Consider the following 20,087-nt stretch of genomic DNA (forward strand, 5'->3'; position numbering starts at 1 on the left):
GCCCGCGCCGGTGACGCGGGTGACCATGACGGGGGGCGGGGCGGCGCTGATCACGCCAGCGCCTGCGCGGCCGCAGGCGGCGGCGCGGCCGCCATCGGTGACGAGCACCCGCTGCGCGCCGCGCGCGAGCAGCCCTTCGGCGGCGGCACCCGCGCTGGCGAAGTCGCACTGGCACAGGATGCCGGCTTCCTCGAGGTTCACATAAAGCGTCGCCCGGCCATGGCGCAGCAGCGGCTGCAGCCGCTCGGCCTTGCCGGGGCTTGCGGGCGCGACCCGCAGATCGGCGCGGGCAAACAGCGGCGAGCGCGCGATCTCGGCGATCAGCGCCTCGGTCAGATTGCCGTCGAGCGCCACCGGCCCCTCCCAGGGCGCCTCCGCGCGGCCAAGCCGGCCATCGGCCAGCGGCCGCAGGATCTTGTCGCCTGCGGCCTCCAGCGAATGCGCATCCGCAATCGCGGCCACGAGCCCGTTCGCGCCCTCGATCGCCATGTAGCGGTCGGTCGGCAGATCGTCCGAGAGATACACATGGCTACAGTCGATCCCGAGCACCCCCGCCGCCCCGATCAGCTCCGCGCCCTGCGGATCGCGCCCGATCGCGGTGAGCACCGCCGGGCGCAGGCCGAAGCGGGTCAGCGTCATCGCGATGTTCATCGCCACGCCGCCCGGGATGCGGGTGATCCGGCCGGGCACATCGGCGCCCGGGCGCATATGGACGGGGGCACGGCCGATGATGTCCCACAGGACCGAACCGATGCACAGGATGTCGGGTGTCGCGCTCATCCGTCCTTGGTGCTATGACGGCGCGGCGCGCGCAAGGGGTATCGGCTTTGTTGCCGGGGGGCTTGCCAGCCCGGCGTTTCGCCGCTATATGGCGCGCACTTCACAGGCGGAGGCGGGCCTTCGGGGGAGACATCCCCGCAGGTCCACCGGTTGGGAGAGATCCCTGATCCTCCGCTCAGGCGCAAACCGGAAAAGGAATGGACATGGCGCTTCCCGATTTCTCGCTGCGTCAGCTGCTCGAAGCTGGCGTTCACTACGGCCACCAGACGCAACGCTGGAACCCGCGCATGGCGGAGTTCATCTATGGCGAGCGCAACGGCATCCACATCGTCGACCTGACCCAGACCGTGCCGATGCTGGACGCGGCTCTGCAGGTGGTGCGTGACACCGTCGCCAAGGGCGGCCGCGTGCTGTTCGTCGGCACCAAGCGTCAGGCTGCGAAGGCCGTCGCGGAAGCCGCTGAAAAGTCGGCGCAATACTACATGAACCACCGCTGGCTCGGTGGCACGCTGACGAACTGGAAGACCGTGTCGCAGTCGATCCAGCGTCTGAAGCAGATCGACGAAGTCCTGGCTTCGGGCGCCGAAGGCCTGACCAAGAAAGAAAAGCTCCACATGGAGCGCGAGCAGACCAAGCTTCAGGCCTCGCTCGGCGGCATCCGTGAAATGGGCGGCCTGCCGGACCTTCTGTTCGTCATCGACGTGAACAAGGAAGATCTGGCGATCCTCGAGGCGCAGAAGCTGGGCATCCCGGTCGTCGCCGTCGTCGACACCAACTGCTCGCCCAAGGGCGTGGACTATGTGATCCCGGGCAACGATGACGCCGCCCGCGCGATCGCGCTCTATTGCGACCTGGTGAGCCGTGCCGCGCTCGACGGCATGACCGCCCAGATGGGCGCCGCCGGCGTCGATCTCGGCGCGCTCGAAGACGCCCCGGCCGAGGAAGAAGTCGAGGCCTGAGCCTCGGCACTGTCACCGGACTGACATGGGGGCGGGGTTACACCCGCCCCGACACATAATCTGAGGAGGCCGCTATGGCGATCACCGCTGCTATGGTGAAGGAACTGCGCGAAACCACCGGCGCAGGCATGATGGATGCGAAAAAAGCGCTGACCGAGACCGACGGCAACATGGAAGCCGCGATCGACTGGCTGCGCACCAAGGGCCTTGCGAAGGCCGCGAAGAAGGCCGACCGCGTTGCGGCCGAGGGCCTGGTCGGCGTCGCCGTTTCGGGCGGCAAGGGCGTCGCGGTCGAGGTGAACTCGGAAACCGACTTCGTCGGCAAGAATGCCGATTTCCAGAAGCTGGTCTCGGGCATTGCCAAGGCCGCGCTGAACGTGTCGGATCTCGAGGCGCTGAAGGCGGCCGATCTGGACGGCACCCCGGTCGCCGAGGCGATCACCAATGCGATCGCCGTCATCGGCGAGAACATGACCCTGCGCCGGATGGCCGGTGTCGAGGGTGATGTCGTCGTCTCCTACGTGCACAACGCTGCTGCCCCCGAGCTGGGCCGCATCGGCGTTCTGGTCGCGCTGAAGGGCGCCGACAATGGCATCGGCAAGCAGATCGCGATGCATATCGCCGCGACCGCGCCGCTGTCGCTGAACGAAGAAGCGCTGGATCCGGCGGTTCTCGCGCGTGAGCTGGAAGTGCAGACCGCCAAGGCGCTCGAAGAGAACGCGTCCTCGGCGAAGCCGAAGCCCGAGCAGGTGATCCACAACAACATCATCCCGGGCCGGATGCGCAAGTTCCTGGAGGAAGTCACCCTCCTGAACCAGAAGTTCGTCATCAACCCCGACATCACCGTGGCCCAGGCCGCGAAGGAAGCCGGTGTCGAAGTTCTGGCCTACGAGCGTATCGCCGTCGGCGAAGGCATCGAGAAGAAGGAAGAGGACTTCGCTGCCGAAGTGGCGAAGACCATGGCTGGCGCCTGAGCCGTCCCTCCTGCGTAAAGCACGCCGCCCTCCTGGGCGGCGTTTGCATTTTGCGAGTGCAATTGCCCGAATCGCTGGGAAGCGCTTCGAAAATATGTATTTTTAAGGTATCTTTCCCTGAGACGGCCAGGCGACTGGAAATACAGCCGCCTGAACCGAACCCGGTAACCGGGGTGGAATGATTGCCGGATCAATCCTCGGCGCGCATCCCTGTTCCTGGCCGAAGCCACCACTCACGGAACATGATCATAAAGCGCCTTGTCGGGCGGATTGGCCAGTGGGGATTCCCTTACTTTTCGCCTTCGGCGATGGCCGGGTTCAGCACATGATTCTGATAGCCCCCGCGCAGGAATAGCTGCTTCTGCATCGTGGCCTTCAGCACGGCCTGCGCCGTGGTCTCCACATCCAGCGCCTCGCGCGCGAGGCGCAAGTGCTTTTCCACCGTGGCGACGGTCAGCCCCATGATCAGCGCGATATCGGCAATGGTCTTGCCGTCGGCCACCCATTCCAGCACCTCGCGCTGGCGCACGGTCAGGGCGCGGCGCGCCGTCACCAGCGGCAGGTTGGAGATCTTCAAGTGCACGATCAGGTTCAGCACCATCAGCTCGCGCTCGTGCCGCGCCCAGATGTCATCGACCTCGGTCTGGCTCAGGCCACGCTCGGCGCAGAGCCCGATCCCGCCCTTGGAGCGGGCCGAACTGTCGGCGAAGGCGATCGAATAGCCGGCGATCACACCATGGGCGGCGTTGATGCGCAGCACCTGTTGCTCGGTCTCGCTCAGCAGGCCAAGGCGGCGCTGATCCTCGACCCAGTTCCAGGAGCAGACCCCGGTGTTGGACATGGTCCAGCGCACCATCGGCGATTCCAGGAACATCTTCTCGTGAAGGAAGCTGCGCAGATAGGCGGTATCGTAGTTCGACAGGATCAGCGCATCGGCGATGTCGTCGTGGCCCGGCACGGCGCGATAGGGAATGAAGGCATAGATCAGCCTGTCAAACCCGTATTGCGCCATCAAGCTGCAATGCATGCTCCAGATCGTTTCCACGTCGTCCGAGAGCAGCACCTTTTCCAGATGTTCGAGCATCAATATCCTTGCACGGCGGTGGCAGCCCACCCCATGCGGTATCTCACATGGTGGAGCGCGTCATTGCAATCCGGGAGGTGGGGGCTGACGTCGCGGAAATCGGCCGGGTCGCGAGTTGTCAGGCGGTTTCGGCGCGCGCGGCGATCAGCGGCGCGAGGCCGCTATGGTCGTAGCCGGCGGCACCGGCCAGCGCCACGATCTCGGCGACGGGGCGGTAGGGCGCCTCGGCCAGGGCCCAAAGATGCGAGGAGCGCGTGCCCGAGCGGCAATAGGCCAGCACCGGCTTTTCGGCCTCGGCGAAGGCTTCGGTGAAGGCATCGGCGAGGCGCGCCGTCAGCTCGCCCGGGTAATAGGGCAGGTAGTGGAAGGCCAGCCCCGCCGCCTGCGCGGCTTCGGCCATGGCGGCGCTGTCGTAGCCCGGCGCGGTCTCTTCGTCGGGGCGGTTGCAGATCAGCGTGCGAAAGCCCAGCCGCGCCGCTTCGGCCACGTCCTCGGGGGCGATCTGCGGCGAGACCGTGATATCCGGGGTGATCTGATGCAGCTCCATGGGGACCTCCTGTGCGCGCGTGCCGCGCATCTTTACGCCAGCAGCATGCGGGCGCAAGCGCCGTTTAGCGGGGCGCGGGCCAGTGTGCGACGATGCCGGGCAGCATCGCATGGTCGCTGAAGGCGATGTCATGGCGGATGGCGTGAAGATCGCTGCGGCGATAGCCCTCGGTATAGAGCGCGAAGCCGAGGCCCGCGCGTTCGGCGGTCTCGGCGTCAATCTCGCTGTCGCCGACATAGAGCACCGGGCCGCGGCCGAGCAGGAAATGCGCCTGATGCAGCGGCGCCGGATCGGGCTTGCGCACGGCGAGGCTGTCGCCGCCCACCACGGCGCCGAACAGCGCCTCGAGCCCGAAGTGGCGCAGCACCGCCAGCGTAGGCGCGACCGGCTTGTTCGTGCACAGCCCCAGCGGATGGCCCGCCGACGCCAGCGCCTCCAGCGCGCCGCGCACACCGGGATAGAGCGTGGTGAGCGCGACCGCATCGCTGTAGCGCGCGACGAATTCCGCCACCATCTGCGCATGCAGCGGCCCCTCCGGGTCGGCGTCCGATGCCGCGATCAGGCAATGCACCAGATGCGGCACGCCGCGGCCAACGAAGCCGCGCACCTGCGCCACCGGAAGGGGCGCGAAGCTGTGCAGCGCCAGCACCGCATTCGCCACCGCGTGGATATCGGGCGCGGAATCGATCAGGGTTCCATCGAGGTCGAAGATCACCGCCGTCTGCATCACGCCACCTTCCATTTGATCGAACAGCCCATCGAGGGGATCTGCCGCTCCGGCCCGTGCCCGGTCCGGGCGATCAGATCCATCGCCTCCACCAGCTCGCGCCGCGCATCTGCCGGCCCTGCGCTACGCCCCGAGGCATCGAGCCGGCCGCGGTATTGCAGCCCGTCCTGCGCGTCGAAGCCGAAGAAATCCGGCGTGCAGGCGGCGCCCCAGCTCCGCGCGACCTGCTGGCTCTCATCATGCAGATAGGGGAAGGAGAAGCCGCGCCCGATCCGGGCCATGTTCTCGAAGCTGTCCTCGGGGTATTCGGCCGCGTCATTGGCGCAGATCGCAGCGACGCCGATCCCCATCGCCTGTACCGCCGCCGCATCGCGCACGATCCGGTCCAGCACCGATTGCACATAGGGGCAGTGGTTGCAGATGAACATGATCAGCGTGCCCCGGGGGCCGCGGATGTCGTCCAGCGTCCAGATCCGGCCATCGGTGCCGGGCAGGGAAAAGGGCAGGGCCTTCCAGCCGAAATCGCAGACGGGCGGGCTGACCGCCATCAGCGCGCGGCCTCGGCGGCTGCGCGGATCGCGCGGATATTGGCGCCATAGGGCGCCGGGTCGGCGACCGAGCCGCCCTTGAACACGCCCGATCCTGCCACCAGCACATCGGCGCCGGCCGCGGCCATCAGCGGCGCGGTTTCGGGGGTGATGCCGCCGTCGATCTCGATATGGATCGGGCGGTCGCCGATCAGGGCGCGCAGGCGGCGCGTCTTCTCGACCTGGCTGTGGATGAACTTCTGCCCGCCGAAGCCCGGGTTCACCGTCATCACGCAGACGAGATCCAGCAGGTCGAGCAGGTTCTCGACCCCGTCGAGCCCGGTGCCTGGGTTGATCGCGAGGCCCGCCTTGCAGCCCGCGGCGCGGATCGCTTGCAGCGTGCGGTGGATATGCGGCCCCGCCTCCAGATGCGCGGTGAGCACATCGGCGCCCGCCTCGGCGAAGGCCTCGATATAGGGATCGACCGGCGCGATCATCAGATGTACGTCCATCACCGTCTTGATATGCGGCCGGATCGCCTTGCACAGCGTCGGGCCGAAGGTCAGATTCGGCACGAAATGCCCGTCCATCACATCCACATGGACCCAATCGGCGCCCTGCGCCTCGATCGCCTGGATCTCCTGCCCGAAATTGGCGAAATCGGCGGAGAGGATCGAAGGGGCGATCTTGATCGAACGGTCCAAGGTCATGGCTGTCTCCTGTGGGGGCAGGGCGGATATGGCCGCGCCCGCGCCCCCGGTCAAGTCAGAGTTCGTGGTCCGGCAGGTGCCCGGCGCGCTCGGGCGCGTCGTGATAGAGCGCGATCCGCTTCACCTTCACCGCCGTGCCAAACACGAAGGGCGTGCGGCCATGCAGCGCCTGCGGCACCAGATCGAGGATCGCGGTCTGGCCATCGGTGGCGAGGCCCCCCGCCTGTTCGATGACGAAGGCGATGGGCGCGCATTCATACACATGGCGCAGGCGGCCCCGCTCATAGCCCTTGCGGTTGTCCGACGGATAGAGGAACACCCCGCCGCGATGCAGGATCCGGTAGCTCTCGGCCACCAGAGAGGCAATCCAGCGGGTGTTGAAATTGCGCTGCCGCGGGCCTTCGGCGCCGGCCACCAGATCGGCCACATAGGCCTGGATCGGCGCCGTCCAGTGGCGCTGGTTGGAGGCGTTGATCGCATATTCGGTGGTGTCCTCGGGCAGGGGGGCGAGGTCCGCCAGCCGCTCGAACCGGCCGGTATCGGGATCCAGCACCCATTTCAGCACGCCCGCGCCGAAGGTCGCGATCAGCGCGCATTGCGGCCCGTAGATGAAGAACCCGGCCGCGATCTGCGCGCGCCCTGCGCGCAGGAAGCTCGCCTCCGGGGTGGCTTCGGCCGGAAACACCGAGAAGATCGTGCCGATCGAGACATTCACCTCGATGTTGGAGGAGCCGTCCAGCGGGTCGATCGCGAGCGCCAGACGCCCGGGCCAGAGGGTGATGAAATCCTCGTCCTCCTCGGAGGCGAAATGCGCGACCGCCGAGCCCTCGAGTGCGGTCTTGAAGGCCTCGTCGGCAATCACGTCGAGCGCCTTCTGGCCGTCGCCCCCGGCATTGGTGCCTTGTGCCGCCGCCAGGTCCTGGGTGATCCCGTTGCGCGCGATCACGCGCTGCAGCCGCGCGGCCACTCCGGTCAGGCGTTGCATCAGGTCGGACAGGTCCGGCGCGAGCGCCAGACCCTGCAGGTCGATGGACATGGGCACCTCCGTTTTCCGCTGCTTGCGCCAAATCCGCGCGCCGCGCAACGCCTATCCGAGCGATCGTGCCGGAGGCCCCCGCTCAGAGCCCGCGCGCGATCACCAGCCGCTGGATATCCGACGTGCCCTCATAGATCTGGCAGACGCGGACATCGCGGTAGATCCGCTCCACCGGGTAGTCCGCCAGATAGCCATAGCCGCCCAGCGTCTGGATCGCGGCAGAGCAGACGATTTCGGCGGTTTCGGAGGCAAACAGCTTCGCCATGGAGGCCTCGGTCAGGCAGGGCCGCCCGGCCTCGCGCAGGCTCGCCGCATGCCAGACCATCTGCCGCGCGGCCGCGAGCCGCGCCGCCATGTCGGCCAGCCGGAAGCCCACCGCCTGATGGTCGATGATCCGGCTGCCCATGCTCTGGCGCTCCTTGGCATAGGCCACCGCCGCCTCCAGCGCCGCGCGCGCCATGCCCACCGATTGCGCGGCGATGCCGATCCGCCCGCCCTCCAGGTTCGCGAGCGCGATCCGGTAGCCCTCGCCCTCGGCGCCGAGCCGGTTCTCCACCGGCACGCGCATGCCGCTGAACGCCAGCGCGCAGGTATCGGAGGCATGCTGCCCGAGCTTGTGCTCGACCGAAACGACCTCATAGCCCGGCGTATCGGTGGGCACGATGAAGGCCGAGATCCCCTTTTTGCCCGCCGCCGGATCGGTCACCGCAAAGACGATCACCACATTGCCGTTCTTGCCGCTGGTGATGAACTGCTTCGCGCCATCGATGATGTAGTGATCGCCCTCCCGGCGCGCCCGCGTGCGCAGCGCCGAGGCATCCGAGCCCGCATGCGGCTCGGTCAGGGCGAAGGCGCCGATCCATTCCCCCGCCGCCATCTTCGGCAGGAACCGCGCCTTTTGCGCATCGGTGCCGAAGCGCAGGATCGGCGCGCAGCCGACGGAAGAGTGCACCGACAGGATCGTCGAGGTGGCGCCTTCGGCCGCGGCGATCTCCTCCAGCACCAGCGCATAGGCGAGGGTGCCGGTCTCGGATCCGCCATGCGCCTCGGGCACCAGCATGCCCATGAAGCCCAATTCGCCCATCTGCCGCAGCCCCTCGCGCGGGAAGGCGTGGTCGCGGTCGCGCGCGGCCGCCCCCGGGGCCAGTACCTCCTGGGCGAAAGCGCGGGCGGCGTCGCGGATCTGCTCCTGTTCCTCGCTCAGGATCATAGCAGTTCCACCGCCATCGCCGTCGCCTCGCCGCCGCCGATGCACAGGCTGGCGATGCCACGCTTCATCCCATGCGTGCGCAGCGCGCCCAGCAGCGTCACCAGAACCCGCGCCCCCGATGCCCCGATCGGATGGCCCAATGCGCAGGCCCCGCCATGCACATTGACCCGCTCCGGATCGAGGCTGAGCGCGCGCGTCGCGGCCATCGTCACCACCGCGAAAGCCTCGTTGATCTCGAACAGGTCCACGTCCTGCAGCGCCCAGCCGGTTTTCTCCGAGAGCTTGCGGATTGCCCCGATCGGTGCCGTCGGGAACAGGTTCGGGCGGTCCGCATGGGTGGCGTGCCCCACCACCCGCGCAATCGGGGTGAGCCCCCGCGCCGCCGCCGTCCCGGCTCGCATCAGTACCAGCGCCGCCGCCCCATCCGAGATCGAGGAGGAATTCGCCGCCGTCACCGTGCCGTCCTTGCGGAAGGCCGGGCGCAGGGTGGGGATCTTGTCGAGCCGCGCCTTGCCGGGCTGCTCGTCGGTGTCCACATCGCCCACGGCGGTGATCTCCGCCCGGAACCAGCCCTCGGCGATGGCCTTCTGCGCGCGCTGCAGCGAGCCGATGGCGAAATCGTCCTGCGCCTGGCGGGTGAACTGGTAGGTCTCGGCGCAGTCCTCGGCGAAGGTGCCCATCAGGCGGCCCTTGTCATAGGCGTCCTCCAGCCCGTCGAGGAACATGTGGTCCTTCACCTCGCCGTGGCCCATGCGGTAGCCCGCCCGCGCCTTCGGCAGCAGGTAGGGCGCCCTGGACATGCTCTCCATGCCGCCCGCCACCACCACATCGGCCGAGCCCGCGCGCAGAAGGTCATGGCCGAACATCGCGGCCTTCATGCCGGATCCGCACATCTTGTTGATGGTGGTCGCCCCGGCGCCGAGCGGCAGCCCCGCCTTCAGCGCCGCCTGCCGGGCGGGCGCCTGGCCCTGGCCCGCGGGCAGCACGCAGCCCATGACGATCTCCTCCACCGCCTCGGGCGGCAGCGCGCCCAGGGCCGCGCGGATCGCGGCCGCGCCCAGCTCGGATGCCTCCACTTGGGCGAAATCCCCCTGAAACCCGCCCATCGGCGTGCGGGCCATGCCGGTGATGACGATGTCTTCCATGCTTGCCTCCCTCACTTCGGCCCCATCCGCAGCGCGCCGTCCAGCCGGATCACCTCGCCGTTCAGATAGGGGTTCTCGACGATATGGCGCACCAGCGCCGCATATTCGGCAGGCCTGCCCAGCCGCGACGGATAGGGCACCGAGCCGCCCAGGGCATCTTGCACCTCCTGCGGCATCGCGGCCATCATCGGCGTGGCGAAAATGCCGGGCGCGATCGTCACCACCCGGATCGCGTGGCGCGCGAGCTCGCGTGCCGCGGGCAGGGTCAGCGCCGCGACGCCGCCCTTGGAGGCCGCATAGGCCGCCTGGCCGATCTGGCCGTCCTGCGCGGCGATGGAGGCGGTATTGACGATCACCCCACGCTCGCCGCTGTCGCCCGGCACTTGGCGCGCCATGGCATCGGCCGCGAGGCGCAGCATGTTGAACGTGCCGATCAGGTTGATGCTGACGGCGCGGGCGAAGCTCTCCAGCGCATGCGGCCCGGATTTGCCGACGATCTTCTCTCCGGGCGCGACGCCCGCGCAATTCACCAGCACATCCACGCGCCCGAAAGTGCCGATCGCGGCCTCGACCGCTGCCTGGCCCTCCGGCCCCGAGGTCACATCGGTGCGCACGAAGGCCGCATTCGCGCCCAGCTCCGCCGCCGCCCGCACTCCCACTTCGGCATTCACGTCGAGCAGGACGGCCTTCGCCCCCGCCTCGACCGCCATCCGCGCCACAGCCGCGCCCAGGCCCGAGCCGCCGCCCGTGACCAGGAACACCCGGTTCTCGATCTGCATGAAGTCCTCCCTCGACTTCGCGCCAGAATACCCGCGCCCCCATTGCAGGCAATGACAAAACCCCGCACTATCGCTGAGCGGAAATGCCATGGAGGCCGGGTGGAGCGACGCACGATCACGCCGGGGTTCGTCTCGGATGCGCTGGCTGCGGTGCCGGGGCCGGAGGCGCTGATGGCGCGGGTGGGCATCGTGCCCGGCCAGCCCGTCAGCCACGAGGCCTATGGCCGGCTCTGGCGCGCCATCGCCGCCCAGACGGAGGATGAATTCTTCGGCCTCGGCGCGCGGCCGATGCGGCCGGGTAGCTTCGCGATGATGTGCCATGCGGTGCAGCATGCAGGCACGCTGGAGCGCGCCTTGCAGCGCGCGGTGGCGTTCCTGAACCTGGTGCTGGATGCGCCGCGCGGCGGGCTCAGGGTGGCCGAGGGCGTGGCCGAGATCACCCTGACCCCGGCCGGGCCCTTTGCCACCCGCACATGGTGGCTCCTGCTGATGGGGCTGGCCTGCTGGCTGGCGGGGCGGCGGATCGCGCTGCGCCGGGTGGATTTCGCCTGCCCGGCGCCGGTGAACCGGGCCGATTACATGCAGTTCTTCGGCGCCCCGGTGCGCTTCGATGCGCCGGTGAGCCTGCTTGCCTTCGATGCGCGCTACCTCGCGCTGCCGGTGGCGCGCTCGGACCGGGCGCTGGCCGCGTTCCTGAAAGGGGCGCCCGCGAACATCCTCGTGCGCTACCGCCATGATGGCGGCCTTTCGGCCCGGCTCCGGGCGCGGCTCCGGGCGCTGCCGCCCGCGCAGTGGCCGGGGGCGGAGGCGCTGGCCGCCGATCTGGGCCTTTCGCCCGCAACCCTGCGCCGCAGGCTTCAGGCGGAGGGGCAGGGCTTCGCCCGGATCCGCGATGCGCTGCGCCGGGAGGCGGCAGAACGGCTCCTGCGCGAGAGCGCGATGCCGGTGGCCGCGATCGCGGCCGAGCTCGGCTACAGCGAGCCCGGCGCCTTCCACCGCGCCTTCCGCGGCTGGACGGGCGCTGCTCCGGGCGCCTTCCGCGCGCGCGCCCTGCTGCCCTGAGCGGGGCATCTGCGCAATGGCGGCTTGCCGCCTGTGCATTTTGCTGGCACTGGCGCGCCGGACGGGCACAATCCTGCGACGGAAAGCTTTCGCTGCGCCGTAGCATGGCGAAACCGGGCGCGTCGGGCGGGCCGGTCATATGGGCGCGGCGATACGGGACGCGGGTACGAAACATGGCATCGGGCGGAAACATGAAGAAACGCGGCTGGATCGTCGCCGCAGCCGTGGCCGCGGCCGTGGCCATTGGCGGCTCCTGGGCCTGGCAGCGCGGGGCGGCCGAACAAAGCGCCGATGCACCGCTGACGTCGGCGGTGACCCGCGGCACGGTGGAGCTCGCGGTGCTGGCCACGGGGCAGGTTGAGGCGAAGCAGCTCGTCAGCGTCGGCGGCCGGGTTTCGGGGCAGATCGAGACGCTGGCCGTGGGGCTTGGAGATACGGTGAAGCCGGGGGACCTGATCGTACAGATCGACTCGCGCGATCAGGAGAACAACGTGGCGCAGGCGAAGGCGAACCTCGCCAATATCGACGCCCAGATCGCCGCCACCGAAGCCAACAAGCGCAAGGCCGAACTGGAGCTCGAGCGCCAGCAGAGGCTGGCGAAATCCGATTACAGCTCGCGCCAGACGCTGGAGACGGCGGAGGCCGATCTGCAGGTCTATGCCGCGAACCTCGATGCGCTGGACGCGCAGAAGACCAATGCCCGGATCGCCGTCGGCAATGCCCAGATCGCGCTCGACCGCACCACGATCAAGGCGCCGAGCGCGGGGACCGTCGTCGCCGTCAACGTGCAGCAGGGCCAGACCGTGAATGCCACGCAATCGGCGCCCACCATGGTGAAGCTCGCCGATCTCGATACCGTCATCGTCAAGGCGGAGATTTCCGAGGCGGATGTGGTGAATGTGGTGCCCGGGCTGAATGCCACCTTCACCATCCTCGGCGCCGAGACCCGGTTTCGCGCGAAGGTGACGGCGGTGGAGCCCGCACCCTCCGAGATCAAGGACAGCGACACGATCTCGACCGACAGCGCGATCTATTACAACGGCATCCTCGAAGTGCCGAACCCCGAGCATACGCTGCGCATCGGCATGACCACGCAGGTGACGATCGTGCTCGACCGGGCGGAGAATGTGCTCACGGTGCCGGCTTCGGCGCTGCAGCGCGAGCGCAACGGCACCTTCGTCGAGGTGATGGGCCTGATGGGGCCGACGAAGACCGCGGTCGAGGTCGGCCTCAACGACCGGGTGACGGCCGAGATCCGGTCCGGCCTGTCGGAGGGGGACCGGGTGGTGATCGGCCGCCAGCTCGCCTCTCGCGCCCAGAGCGGGCAGAGCACCCAGCGGCGGATGCCGCCGATGGGGTTCTGAGATGGCCGCGCCGCTGATCTCGCTGCGCGGTGTCGGGCGCAGCTTCCAGGCCGGCGAGGAGAAGATCTCCGTCCTGCGCGGGGTCGATCTCGATATCTGGCCGGGCGAGCTGGTGGCGATCATCGGCGCCTCCGGCTCCGGGAAATCCACGCTGATGAACGTGCTTGGCCTGCTCGACCGGCCGAGCGAAGGCAGCTACCGCTTCGCGGGCGAGGATGTGGCGGCGCTCGACGCGGATGATCAGGCGCGCCTTCGCCGGGCGCATTTCGGCTTCATCTTCCAGCGCTACCAGCTGCTGGGTGACCTCGATGCGGTGGAAAACGTGGAGGTGCCCGCGGTCTATGCCGGGGAGGGGCGCGGGGCGCGGCGGCGGCGGGCGGAGGAGCTGCTGCGCAAGCTCGGCCTGGGCGACAGGATGGACCACCGGCCGAGCGAGCTTTCGGGCGGGCAGCAGCAGCGGGTCTCGGTTGCGCGGGCGCTGATGAACGGCGGTGAGGTGATCCTTGCCGACGAGCCCACCGGCGCGCTCGACAGCCGCAGCGGCGAGGAGCTGATCCGGCTTCTGCTGGAGCTGAACGCCCAGGGCCATACGATCATCATGGTCACCCATGACCCGAATGTGGCGGCCCATGCCAGCCGGGTGATTGAGATCCGCGACGGCGAGATCATCGCCGACAATGGCGGCGGGCCGCCCGCGGCGCCCGCGCTGCCGCCGCCCCCCGCCACCGGGCGCGGCCCGGGCGTGCTGCTGCGCCGCCAGCTGGAGGCGCTGAGCATGGCGCTGAAGGCGATGCTCGCGCACCGGATCCGCAGCTTCCTGACCATGCTCGGCATCATCATCGGCATCGCTTCGGTGGTGCTGGTGGTGGCGCTTGGCAATGGCACGCAGGAGAAGGTGCTGGAGGGGATCTCTTCGCTCGGCACCAACACGATCACGGTGCGCTCGGGCTCTGGCTTCGGGCGGCGCGATGCCTCCAGGATCCGCACGCTGGTGCCCACGGATGCGCTGGCGATCGCGCAGCAGAACTATGCGCTCGGCGCCGCGCCCGCGGTGAACACGACGAAGAATGTCGTCGCGGGCAATGTCAGCGCCAGCTCTGCGATCAATGGTGTGAGCGGCGATTATTTCGAGGTGCACAATTACGTCACCGTCTCCGGCAAGGTCTTCGATCCGGCCGATGTGCGCGCACTGGCGCAGGTGGCGGTGATCGACGAGGACACCCGCAACACCTTCTTCCCGAACGGCGCCGAGCCCCTGGGCGGGGTACTTATGGTGCAGCAGGTACCGGTGCGGGTGATCGGGGTGGTGCGCTCCAGCGGCGCGACCTTCGGGCCGAGCTCGCTCAATGTCTGGATGCCTTATACTACAGTGATGTCGCGCGTGACCGGGCAGAACTACCTGAGCAGCATCGGCGTGCGCGTGGCCGACAATTACGACATGACCGAGGCGCAGGAGCGGATCACCGCGTTGCTGCGCCAGCGCCACGGCGCCGAGGATTTCTGGCTGCAGAACAGCGATTCCATCCGCCAGACGCTCACCTCCACCACCCAGACGATGACCTATCTGGTCGCGGCGATCGCGCTCATTTCGCTTGTCGTGGGCGGGATCGGGGTGATGAACATCATGCTGGTCTCGGTGACCGAACGCACCCGCGAGATCGGTGTGCGGGTGGCGGTGGGGGCGCGGCGCTCGGATATCGTCAGCCAGTTCCTGATCGAGGCGGTGCTGGTCTGCCTGGTGGGCGGCATGCTCGGGATCGCGATGGCGATCGGCGTGGGCGCGCTGATCGCGCAGCTCTCGGAGGAGGTCCGGCTCACGTTCTCGGCGGTGTCGATCGTGGTGGCGTTCCTGTCCTCCACCGCGATCGGGATCACCTTCGGCTTCCTGCCCGCGCGCTCCGCCGCGAAGCTCGACCCGGTGGTGGCGCTGAACCGGGAGTGAGACCGCACGGGCCGCTGCGGTGCGGCCCGTGGCCACACCGCAGCGCCCATCTGGCGGCCCGCGTAGCGCCTGGCCTGACCGGGGGGGCCGAAGGCCGTTTGCGGCGGGGGGCACCCTGCGCCCACACCTTTGCGCCCCTCTGGCGGCCGGGGCGCTCCGGCCTGGCGGGCCGGACCGAAGGCGGCTTGGGCTTGCCGGAGGGCACATCTGGCCTTCGGCACGGGTTCCGGTCTGCCTCTCCGGGCCTTGGCCGTGATGGGCGCCTACAGGCGCGGAGGGCGTTTGCGCGCCGCCGGGGCGTTACTCCACCGCGAGGATCATATTGCGCACCACCGGATAGATCTCGTTCTCCCATTTGCGGCCGTTGAAGGTGCCGTAATGGCCGACGTTCGCCTGCAGGTGGTGGCGCTTCAGATGCGGGCGCAGCGAGCAGCACAGGTCATGCGCCGCGGAGGTCTGCCCGAGGCCGCAGATGTCGTCGCGCCCGCCCTCCACGGTGAGCAGCGCCGTGTTGCGGATCGCGCCCGGATCCACCCGCCGCCCGCGCCACATGAATTCGCCCCGCGCCAGATCGGCGTTCTGGAACACGCGCTCGATCGTTTCCAGGTAGAATTCCGCGGTCAGGTCCAGCACGGCGAAATACTCGTCGTAGAATTCCTTGATCTTGCGCGCCTCGGCGGTATCGCCTGCGGCGAGGTGATCGTAGAGCTTCTTGTGCTGGTCCTGATGGCGCTCCATGTTCATCGCCATGAAGGCTGTCAGCTGCACGAAGCCGGGGTAGACCTTACGCCCGCCGCCCGGGTAGCGCGGCGGAACTGTGGCGATCACGTTCTGCTTGAACCAGTCCAGCGGCTTTTCATTGGCGAGGCCGTTCACCTCGGTCGGGCTTTCGCGCACGTCGATCGGGCCCGCCATCAGCGTCACCGAGCGCGGCGTGGCGGGGTTGTGGTCTTCGGACATGATCGCCACCGCCGCCAGCGCCTGCACGCAGGGCTGGCACACCGCCAGCACATGCGACCCGGGGCCCATGGTCTCGAGGAAGCGGATCACATAGTCCACATAATCATCGACACCGAAGGCGCCCGCGCTGCGCGGCACGTCGCGCGCATTGGTCCAGTCGGTGATATAGACGTCATGGTCGCGCAGCATGGTGCGCACCGTTCCTGCGAGCAGCGTTGCGAAATGGCCCGACAGCGGCGCGGTGATCAGCACCTTCGGCTGCGGCGTGTCCATGTCGCGCTTGAAGCGCAGCAGCTTGCCGAAGGGCAGGTCCAGCACCACCTCCTCCGTCACCGGCACGTCGCGGTTATCGACCCGCACCGAGGTAATGCCGAATTTCGGCCGCTCATGATGCAGCCGGAACCGGGTGATCATCTCCAGCGCCGCCGCCTGCTGGCGCAGCAGGCCCGCGAAGGGGCCGGCTGCCCGGGGGGTAAAGGACAGGGCTAGATTCGCGGCGGTTCGCAGGGGGCTGAAAAAATCATCAAGCCCCTGGTATGTTGCATAAAGCATGACGTCTTTCCCCGATTCTTGCCGGCCAGAAGGCACAGTAGCCACGCACAGCCTGCGCCGGAATTGGACCAAGGTGCAGTCTGATCCCAGTTGGAGGATGCTACGATGCAGGCAACGCTTACTATTTCATCGAAAAACTACTCGTCCTGGTCGCTGCGCGGCTGGTTGTTGTGCAAAATGGCCGGGCTGGCCTTCGACGAGCAGCCGGTGGACCTGACCGACATCCATGCCCGCCAGGAGCTGCTGCTGCTGTCGCCCTCCGTGCTGGTGCCGCGCCTCACCCATGGCAAGGTCGAGGTCTGGGATACGCTGGCGATCGCGGAATACCTCAACGAGGCCTTCCCGAAGGCCGGGCTCTATCCGGAGGACAAGGCCGCGCGCGCGCATTGCCGCTCCATCTCCGGGGAGATGCATTCGGGCTTTTACAACCTGCGCTCGGCGCTGCCGATGAACCTGAAGGCGCGGCACGAGAGCTTCAAGATCTTCTCCGGCGCGCGCCCCGATGTGGAACGGGTCAAGACGATCTGGCGCGAATGCCTGGCGCAATATGGCGGCCCGTTCCTGTTCGGGGCGGCGCCGAGCGTGGCCGATGCGATGTATGCGCCGGTCTGCACCCGGTTCCGCACCTATGCGGTGGCGCTCGATGCGCGGCTGGAGGCCTATGTGGAGACGATCCTTGGCTGGGCGCCGATGCAGGACTGGACGGCGGGTGCCCTTGCCGAGCCCGAGGAAATCGCCGAACTGGAGGTCGAATTCTGAGCGGCGCTTGACCGTCACGGGGAAACCCGTGACAATCGCACGAATTCGCCGGGGAGACAGGATGAACGAGAAGCCCAATATGCGTGAGCGCCTGTCCCAGAACCCGCATGCCCTGCGCGACAGCCGCGAGAAGAACCTGGAGGTGGCCATCGGCCGCCAGGTGCGTGAGCTGCGCAAGCGCCAGCGCATGACCGGCACCGACCTTGCGCAGCAGACGGGCCTTTCGGTGGGGATGCTGTCCAAGATCGAGAATGGCGTGATCTCGCCGTCGCTGACCACGCTGCAGGCGCTGGCCAATGCGCTGCGGGTGCCGCTCGTGCAGCTGTTCTCGGGCTTTGAGGAAGCGCGCGGCGCGATGCATGTGAAGGCGGGGCAGGGCGTGGAGATGGAGCGCGCGGGTACGCGCGCGGGGCATCAGTATCACCTGCTCGGCCATATCGGCTCCAACAATTCGGGCGTCGTGGTGGAGCCCTATCTGATCACGCTCACGACCGAGAGCGACCGTTTCCCGACTTTCCAGCATGAGGGGATCGAGATGCTCTACATGCTGGAAGGGACGGTGGATTACCGCCACGGCGAGCAGATCTACCGGCTGGAGCCCGGCGACAGCCTGCTGTTCGATGCCGATGCGCCGCATGGGCCCGAGAGCCTGCTGACGCTGCCGGCGCGCTATTTGTCGATCATCACCTATCCGCAGGCGAAATAGGAACAGATCAACCGAAAATTCAGTGTTCCCGCGCCAACCTTCGCGAAATCTGGTTGGCGAGGGAAGCAAATCAGATTTGGTTTGTTCTGGGCGGCGGGTTGATCGCGTTGGTCTGGTTGGCGGCGCGGTGGTTTTCGCTGTTTCGCGCGTCCGGATCCCGCTCACGCGCGCGGCGCCGGAGATGGCGAAGATGTCGGCTTGGCCCTTTGGCAAGGAAGTGGTCCATGTCCGTGACCTCGGCCAGAAGGGGCTTTCGGTAATGACGGGCACGATCAGGTTTGTCTTTAGCCTGATCTGGGCCGTGACTTTTGGGATCGGGCTGTTCTTTGCCTGTCTTGTCGCCGGGGTCATCAACTGCCTGACACTGATTGGCATCCCGCTCGGGCTGCAGAGCTTCAAACGCGCGGCGCTTTCCCTGTGGCCGGTTGGGCGGAGGGTCGTCCCGGTCGAAGCGGCGCAGATCGTGCGGGCGGGAAAAGCGGCGGCGCTGGTGGAAAAATACCGCGCCGCCTGAGCGATGCCCCGGCTTTCGCCGGGGCTCCGGCCTCAGGCCAGCATCGAGCCGGTTTCCACGAACCGCTGATGCCAGGACAGCGCCTCATCGAGCAGCGTCGGCGCGTGCCGGCCCCAGCTCGCGGCGAGCGCGCGGTCGTAATAGTCTTCCAGCAGCGGCCGGTAGGTCGGATGCGCGCAATTGGCGATGATCGCGGCCGCGCGCTTTTTGGGGGCGAGCCCGCGCAGGTCCGCAAGGCCCTGTTCGGTCACGATCACCTGCACATCCTGGCTGATGTGATCGACATGCGCCGCCATGGGCACGATGGCGGAGATCTTGCCGCCCTTCGCGGTGGAGGGGGTCATGAAGATCGACATGAAGGCATTGCGTGCGAAATCGCCCGAGCCGCCGATGCCGTTCTGGATCCGCGAGCCCATCACATGGGTCGAGTTGACGTTGCCGTAGATATCCGCCTCGATTAGCCCGTTCATCGCGATCACGCCGAGGCGGCGCACCAGTTCGGGGTGGTTCGAGATTTCCTGCGGGCGCAGGATCAGCTTGTCGCGGTAGCGGTTGGCATTGGCGTTCATCTCCTCGGCCCGGTCGGGCGAGAGCGAGAAGGCCGTGGCCGAGGCCATGCGCAGCTTGCCCGCGTCGATCATGTCGAGCATGCCGTCCTGGATCACCTCGGTGAAGGCGGTCATCGGCTCGAACGGGGCCTCCACGAGCCCGGCCATCACCGCATTGGGCACGTTGCCCACGCCCGATTGCATCGGCAGGAGCGCGGCCGGCAGGCGGCCCTTCTTCACTTCGTTGCCAAGGAAATCAAGGATATGTTCGGCGATCGCCTTCGCCGTGGCATCGGGCGGGCTGAAGGGGGCGTTGCGGTCCGGCGCGTCGGTCTCCACGATCGCCACCACACGCGCGTGATCGACGTGGAACGCGGGCTCGCCGATGCGGTCATCGGGCTTCACCAGCGGAATCGGCACGCGATGCGGCGGCAGGCGGGTGCCGTAATAGATGTCGTGCATCCCCTGCAGCGCCTCGGACTGCCAGCGGTTCACCTCGAGGATGATTTTCTCGGCGCGGTCGAGCCAGGTCTTGTTGTTGCCGATCGAGGAGGACGGGATCAGCCGCCCGTCGGGCGTGATGCCCGAAACCTCGACCACGGCGAAATCGAGATGCCCGTAGAGCCCCTCCCAGACCATGGGCGCGACCTGGCTCAGATGCATGTCCACATAGTCCATCTCGCCCTTGTTGATCCGGTCGCGCAGGATCGGATCGGAATTGTAGGGCAGGCGGAATTCGATGCCGTCGGCCCGCGCCAGCGCGCCGTCGAGCTCGGGCCCGGTGGAGGCGCCGGTCAGCACCCGCACCCGGAACGGGCGCCCGGCCTCATGCTCGGCCTCGGCGCGCTCCGCGAGCGCCAGCGGCACCGCCTTCGGATAGCCCGCGCCGGTGAAGCCGGACATGCCGATGGTGGCGCCATGCGGGATCAGGGCGGCCGCATCGGCGGCGCTGACAATCTTCGCGGCAAGGCCGGAATGACGAATGCGGGAATTCAATGTCTGGCTGGCGGTCACTCGCCCCTCCCTGACCACGGTGAAATCACAGGCGTGTTGCATGCAGGAACACGCATATGGATTTGACGGAACCATGGCGGCCCGCAATTGTCTATGGCGCGGCAGCCATGCATTGTATGCATAGGTATGCCGTTTGAGCCAGTCGCTCCGGCGATGGCTCCTGGCGCAACCGGCGCTTGCTCCGGCGC

General features: G+C 68.0%; 20 protein-coding genes. 8 read left to right on the top strand and 12 right to left on the bottom strand.

Features of this window, described 5'->3' with window-relative positions; translation table 11 throughout:
* Positions 1-780: PfkB family carbohydrate kinase (locus ACOMG5_RS08880; protein ID WP_420343440.1), on the bottom strand; the 780-nt coding region annotated here is incomplete at its 3' end.
* A 197-nt stretch (positions 781-977) separates the two neighbouring features.
* On the opposite strand from ACOMG5_RS08880, the gene rpsB reads away from it, so the two are divergent.
* Both rpsB and tsf read left to right on the top strand, forming a co-directional pair.
* A complete protein-coding gene (rpsB, locus tag ACOMG5_RS08885; RefSeq protein ID WP_420343441.1) occupies positions 978-1,739 on the top strand; it encodes a 30S ribosomal protein S2 in 762 nt (253 codons plus the stop codon).
* Between the two features lie 74 nt (positions 1,740-1,813).
* Complete coding sequence (gene tsf / locus ACOMG5_RS08890) at positions 1,814-2,713, top strand: translation elongation factor Ts (protein WP_420343442.1); 900 nt, start codon at positions 1,814-1,816, stop codon at positions 2,711-2,713.
* A gap of 289 nt (positions 2,714-3,002) precedes the next feature.
* On the opposite strand, the gene ACOMG5_RS08895 is transcribed toward tsf, so the two are convergent.
* The 9 genes from ACOMG5_RS08895 to ACOMG5_RS08935 form a co-directional block, all read right to left on the bottom strand.
* Positions 3,003-3,797, bottom strand: a complete 795-nt coding sequence (locus ACOMG5_RS08895; RefSeq protein WP_420343443.1) for a LuxR family transcriptional regulator — start codon at positions 3,795-3,797, stop codon at positions 3,003-3,005.
* A gap of 118 nt (positions 3,798-3,915) precedes the next feature.
* Positions 3,916-4,344: a TIGR01244 family sulfur transferase gene (locus ACOMG5_RS08900; RefSeq protein WP_420343444.1), complete on the bottom strand. Its 429-nt coding sequence runs from the start codon at positions 4,342-4,344 to the stop codon at positions 3,916-3,918.
* Positions 4,345-4,408: 64 nt separating this feature from the next.
* A complete protein-coding gene (gene gph / locus ACOMG5_RS08905; protein ID WP_420343445.1) occupies positions 4,409-5,071 on the bottom strand; it encodes a phosphoglycolate phosphatase in 663 nt (220 codons plus the stop codon).
* Positions 5,071-5,619, bottom strand: coding sequence for a thioredoxin family protein (locus tag ACOMG5_RS08910; protein ID WP_420343446.1), 549 nt, complete (start codon positions 5,617-5,619; stop codon positions 5,071-5,073). The genes gph and ACOMG5_RS08910 overlap by 1 nt, the downstream gene beginning before the upstream one ends.
* The gene (rpe, locus tag ACOMG5_RS08915) at positions 5,619-6,308 is read right to left on the bottom strand and encodes a ribulose-phosphate 3-epimerase (protein ID WP_420343447.1); all 690 of its coding nucleotides are present in this window, start codon (positions 6,306-6,308) and stop codon (positions 5,619-5,621) included. Before rpe ends, ACOMG5_RS08910 begins: the two co-directional genes overlap by 1 nt.
* A gap of 55 nt (positions 6,309-6,363) precedes the next feature.
* On the bottom strand, positions 6,364-7,344 hold the full coding sequence (locus tag ACOMG5_RS08920) for a class 1 fructose-bisphosphatase (RefSeq protein ID WP_420343448.1): 981 nt from the start codon (positions 7,342-7,344) through the stop codon (positions 6,364-6,366).
* An 82-nt stretch (positions 7,345-7,426) separates the two neighbouring features.
* Positions 7,427-8,554 (bottom strand): acyl-CoA dehydrogenase family protein, encoded by a 1,128-nt coding sequence (locus ACOMG5_RS08925; protein WP_420343449.1) that lies wholly within the window; start codon positions 8,552-8,554, stop codon positions 7,427-7,429.
* Complete coding sequence (locus tag ACOMG5_RS08930; protein ID WP_420343450.1) at positions 8,551-9,699, bottom strand: acetyl-CoA C-acyltransferase; 1,149 nt, start codon at positions 9,697-9,699, stop codon at positions 8,551-8,553. The genes ACOMG5_RS08925 and ACOMG5_RS08930 overlap by 4 nt, the downstream gene beginning before the upstream one ends.
* Before the next feature lie 11 nt (positions 9,700-9,710).
* On the bottom strand, positions 9,711-10,478 hold the full coding sequence (locus ACOMG5_RS08935; protein WP_420343451.1) for an SDR family NAD(P)-dependent oxidoreductase: 768 nt from the start codon (positions 10,476-10,478) through the stop codon (positions 9,711-9,713).
* Between the two features lie 99 nt (positions 10,479-10,577).
* Between ACOMG5_RS08935 and ACOMG5_RS08940 the strand changes: the two genes are divergently transcribed.
* From ACOMG5_RS08940 to ACOMG5_RS08950, 3 genes are all read left to right on the top strand, one after another.
* The gene (locus tag ACOMG5_RS08940) at positions 10,578-11,540 is read left to right on the top strand and encodes an AraC family transcriptional regulator (protein ID WP_420343452.1); all 963 of its coding nucleotides are present in this window, start codon (positions 10,578-10,580) and stop codon (positions 11,538-11,540) included.
* A gap of 191 nt (positions 11,541-11,731) precedes the next feature.
* Complete coding sequence (locus ACOMG5_RS08945) at positions 11,732-12,904, top strand: efflux RND transporter periplasmic adaptor subunit (RefSeq protein WP_420343453.1); 1,173 nt, start codon at positions 11,732-11,734, stop codon at positions 12,902-12,904.
* Between the two features lies 1 nt (position 12,905).
* A complete protein-coding gene (locus tag ACOMG5_RS08950) occupies positions 12,906-14,846 on the top strand; it encodes a MacB family efflux pump subunit (protein ID WP_420343454.1) in 1,941 nt (646 codons plus the stop codon).
* Positions 14,847-15,146: 300 nt separating this feature from the next.
* Here the strand turns inward: ACOMG5_RS08950 and ACOMG5_RS08955 are convergent, their stop codons facing one another.
* Positions 15,147-16,358 (bottom strand): polyhydroxyalkanoate depolymerase, encoded by a 1,212-nt coding sequence (locus ACOMG5_RS08955; RefSeq protein ID WP_420343455.1) that lies wholly within the window; start codon positions 16,356-16,358, stop codon positions 15,147-15,149.
* 105 nt (positions 16,359-16,463) lie between these two features.
* Between ACOMG5_RS08955 and ACOMG5_RS08960 the strand changes: the two genes are divergently transcribed.
* From ACOMG5_RS08960 to ACOMG5_RS08970, 3 genes are all read left to right on the top strand, one after another.
* Positions 16,464-17,117: a glutathione S-transferase gene (locus ACOMG5_RS08960; protein WP_420343456.1), complete on the top strand. Its 654-nt coding sequence runs from the start codon at positions 16,464-16,466 to the stop codon at positions 17,115-17,117.
* 61 nt (positions 17,118-17,178) lie between these two features.
* Entirely contained in the window at positions 17,179-17,823 is a 645-nt protein-coding gene (locus ACOMG5_RS08965) for a helix-turn-helix domain-containing protein (RefSeq protein WP_420343457.1), read from the top strand.
* 181 nt (positions 17,824-18,004) lie between these two features.
* Positions 18,005-18,337 (top strand): YccF domain-containing protein, encoded by a 333-nt coding sequence (locus ACOMG5_RS08970; RefSeq protein ID WP_420343458.1) that lies wholly within the window; start codon positions 18,005-18,007, stop codon positions 18,335-18,337.
* Positions 18,338-18,369: 32 nt separating this feature from the next.
* On the opposite strand, the gene ACOMG5_RS08975 is transcribed toward ACOMG5_RS08970, so the two are convergent.
* Entirely contained in the window at positions 18,370-19,899 is a 1,530-nt protein-coding gene (locus tag ACOMG5_RS08975) for an acetyl-CoA hydrolase/transferase family protein (protein ID WP_420343459.1), read from the bottom strand.
* Between the last annotated feature and the right edge of the window lie 188 nt (positions 19,900-20,087).

Source organism: Paenirhodobacter sp. (assembly GCF_041916475.1).
Classification (GTDB): Bacteria; Pseudomonadota; Alphaproteobacteria; order Rhodobacterales; family Rhodobacteraceae; genus Rhodobacter.

Excerpts from the sequence above, each read along its gene's own strand:
- rpsB (WP_420343441.1), top strand. The coding sequence starts at position 978 with ATGGACATGGCGCTTCCCGATTTCTCGCTGCGTCAGCTGCTCGAAGCT.
- tsf (WP_420343442.1), top strand. The coding sequence starts at position 1,814 with ATGGCGATCACCGCTGCTATGGTGAAGGAACTGCGCGAAACCACCGGC.
- ACOMG5_RS08895 (WP_420343443.1), bottom strand. The coding sequence starts at position 3,797 with ATGCTCGAACATCTGGAAAAGGTGCTGCTCTCGGACGACGTGGAAACG.
- ACOMG5_RS08900 (WP_420343444.1), bottom strand. The coding sequence starts at position 4,344 with ATGGAGCTGCATCAGATCACCCCGGATATCACGGTCTCGCCGCAGATC.
- gph (WP_420343445.1), bottom strand. The coding sequence starts at position 5,071 with ATGCAGACGGCGGTGATCTTCGACCTCGATGGAACCCTGATCGATTCC.
- ACOMG5_RS08910 (WP_420343446.1), bottom strand. The coding sequence starts at position 5,619 with ATGGCGGTCAGCCCGCCCGTCTGCGATTTCGGCTGGAAGGCCCTGCCC.
- rpe (WP_420343447.1), bottom strand. The coding sequence starts at position 6,308 with ATGACCTTGGACCGTTCGATCAAGATCGCCCCTTCGATCCTCTCCGCC.
- ACOMG5_RS08920 (WP_420343448.1), bottom strand. The coding sequence starts at position 7,344 with ATGTCCATCGACCTGCAGGGTCTGGCGCTCGCGCCGGACCTGTCCGAC.
- ACOMG5_RS08925 (WP_420343449.1), bottom strand. The coding sequence starts at position 8,554 with ATGATCCTGAGCGAGGAACAGGAGCAGATCCGCGACGCCGCCCGCGCT.
- ACOMG5_RS08930 (WP_420343450.1), bottom strand. The coding sequence starts at position 9,699 with ATGGAAGACATCGTCATCACCGGCATGGCCCGCACGCCGATGGGCGGG.
- ACOMG5_RS08935 (WP_420343451.1), bottom strand. The coding sequence starts at position 10,478 with ATGCAGATCGAGAACCGGGTGTTCCTGGTCACGGGCGGCGGCTCGGGC.
- ACOMG5_RS08945 (WP_420343453.1), top strand. The coding sequence starts at position 11,732 with ATGAAGAAACGCGGCTGGATCGTCGCCGCAGCCGTGGCCGCGGCCGTG.
- ACOMG5_RS08950 (WP_420343454.1), top strand. The coding sequence starts at position 12,906 with ATGGCCGCGCCGCTGATCTCGCTGCGCGGTGTCGGGCGCAGCTTCCAG.
- ACOMG5_RS08955 (WP_420343455.1), bottom strand. The coding sequence starts at position 16,358 with ATGCTTTATGCAACATACCAGGGGCTTGATGATTTTTTCAGCCCCCTG.
- ACOMG5_RS08960 (WP_420343456.1), top strand. The coding sequence starts at position 16,464 with ATGCAGGCAACGCTTACTATTTCATCGAAAAACTACTCGTCCTGGTCG.
- ACOMG5_RS08965 (WP_420343457.1), top strand. The coding sequence starts at position 17,179 with ATGAACGAGAAGCCCAATATGCGTGAGCGCCTGTCCCAGAACCCGCAT.
- ACOMG5_RS08970 (WP_420343458.1), top strand. The coding sequence starts at position 18,005 with ATGGCGAAGATGTCGGCTTGGCCCTTTGGCAAGGAAGTGGTCCATGTC.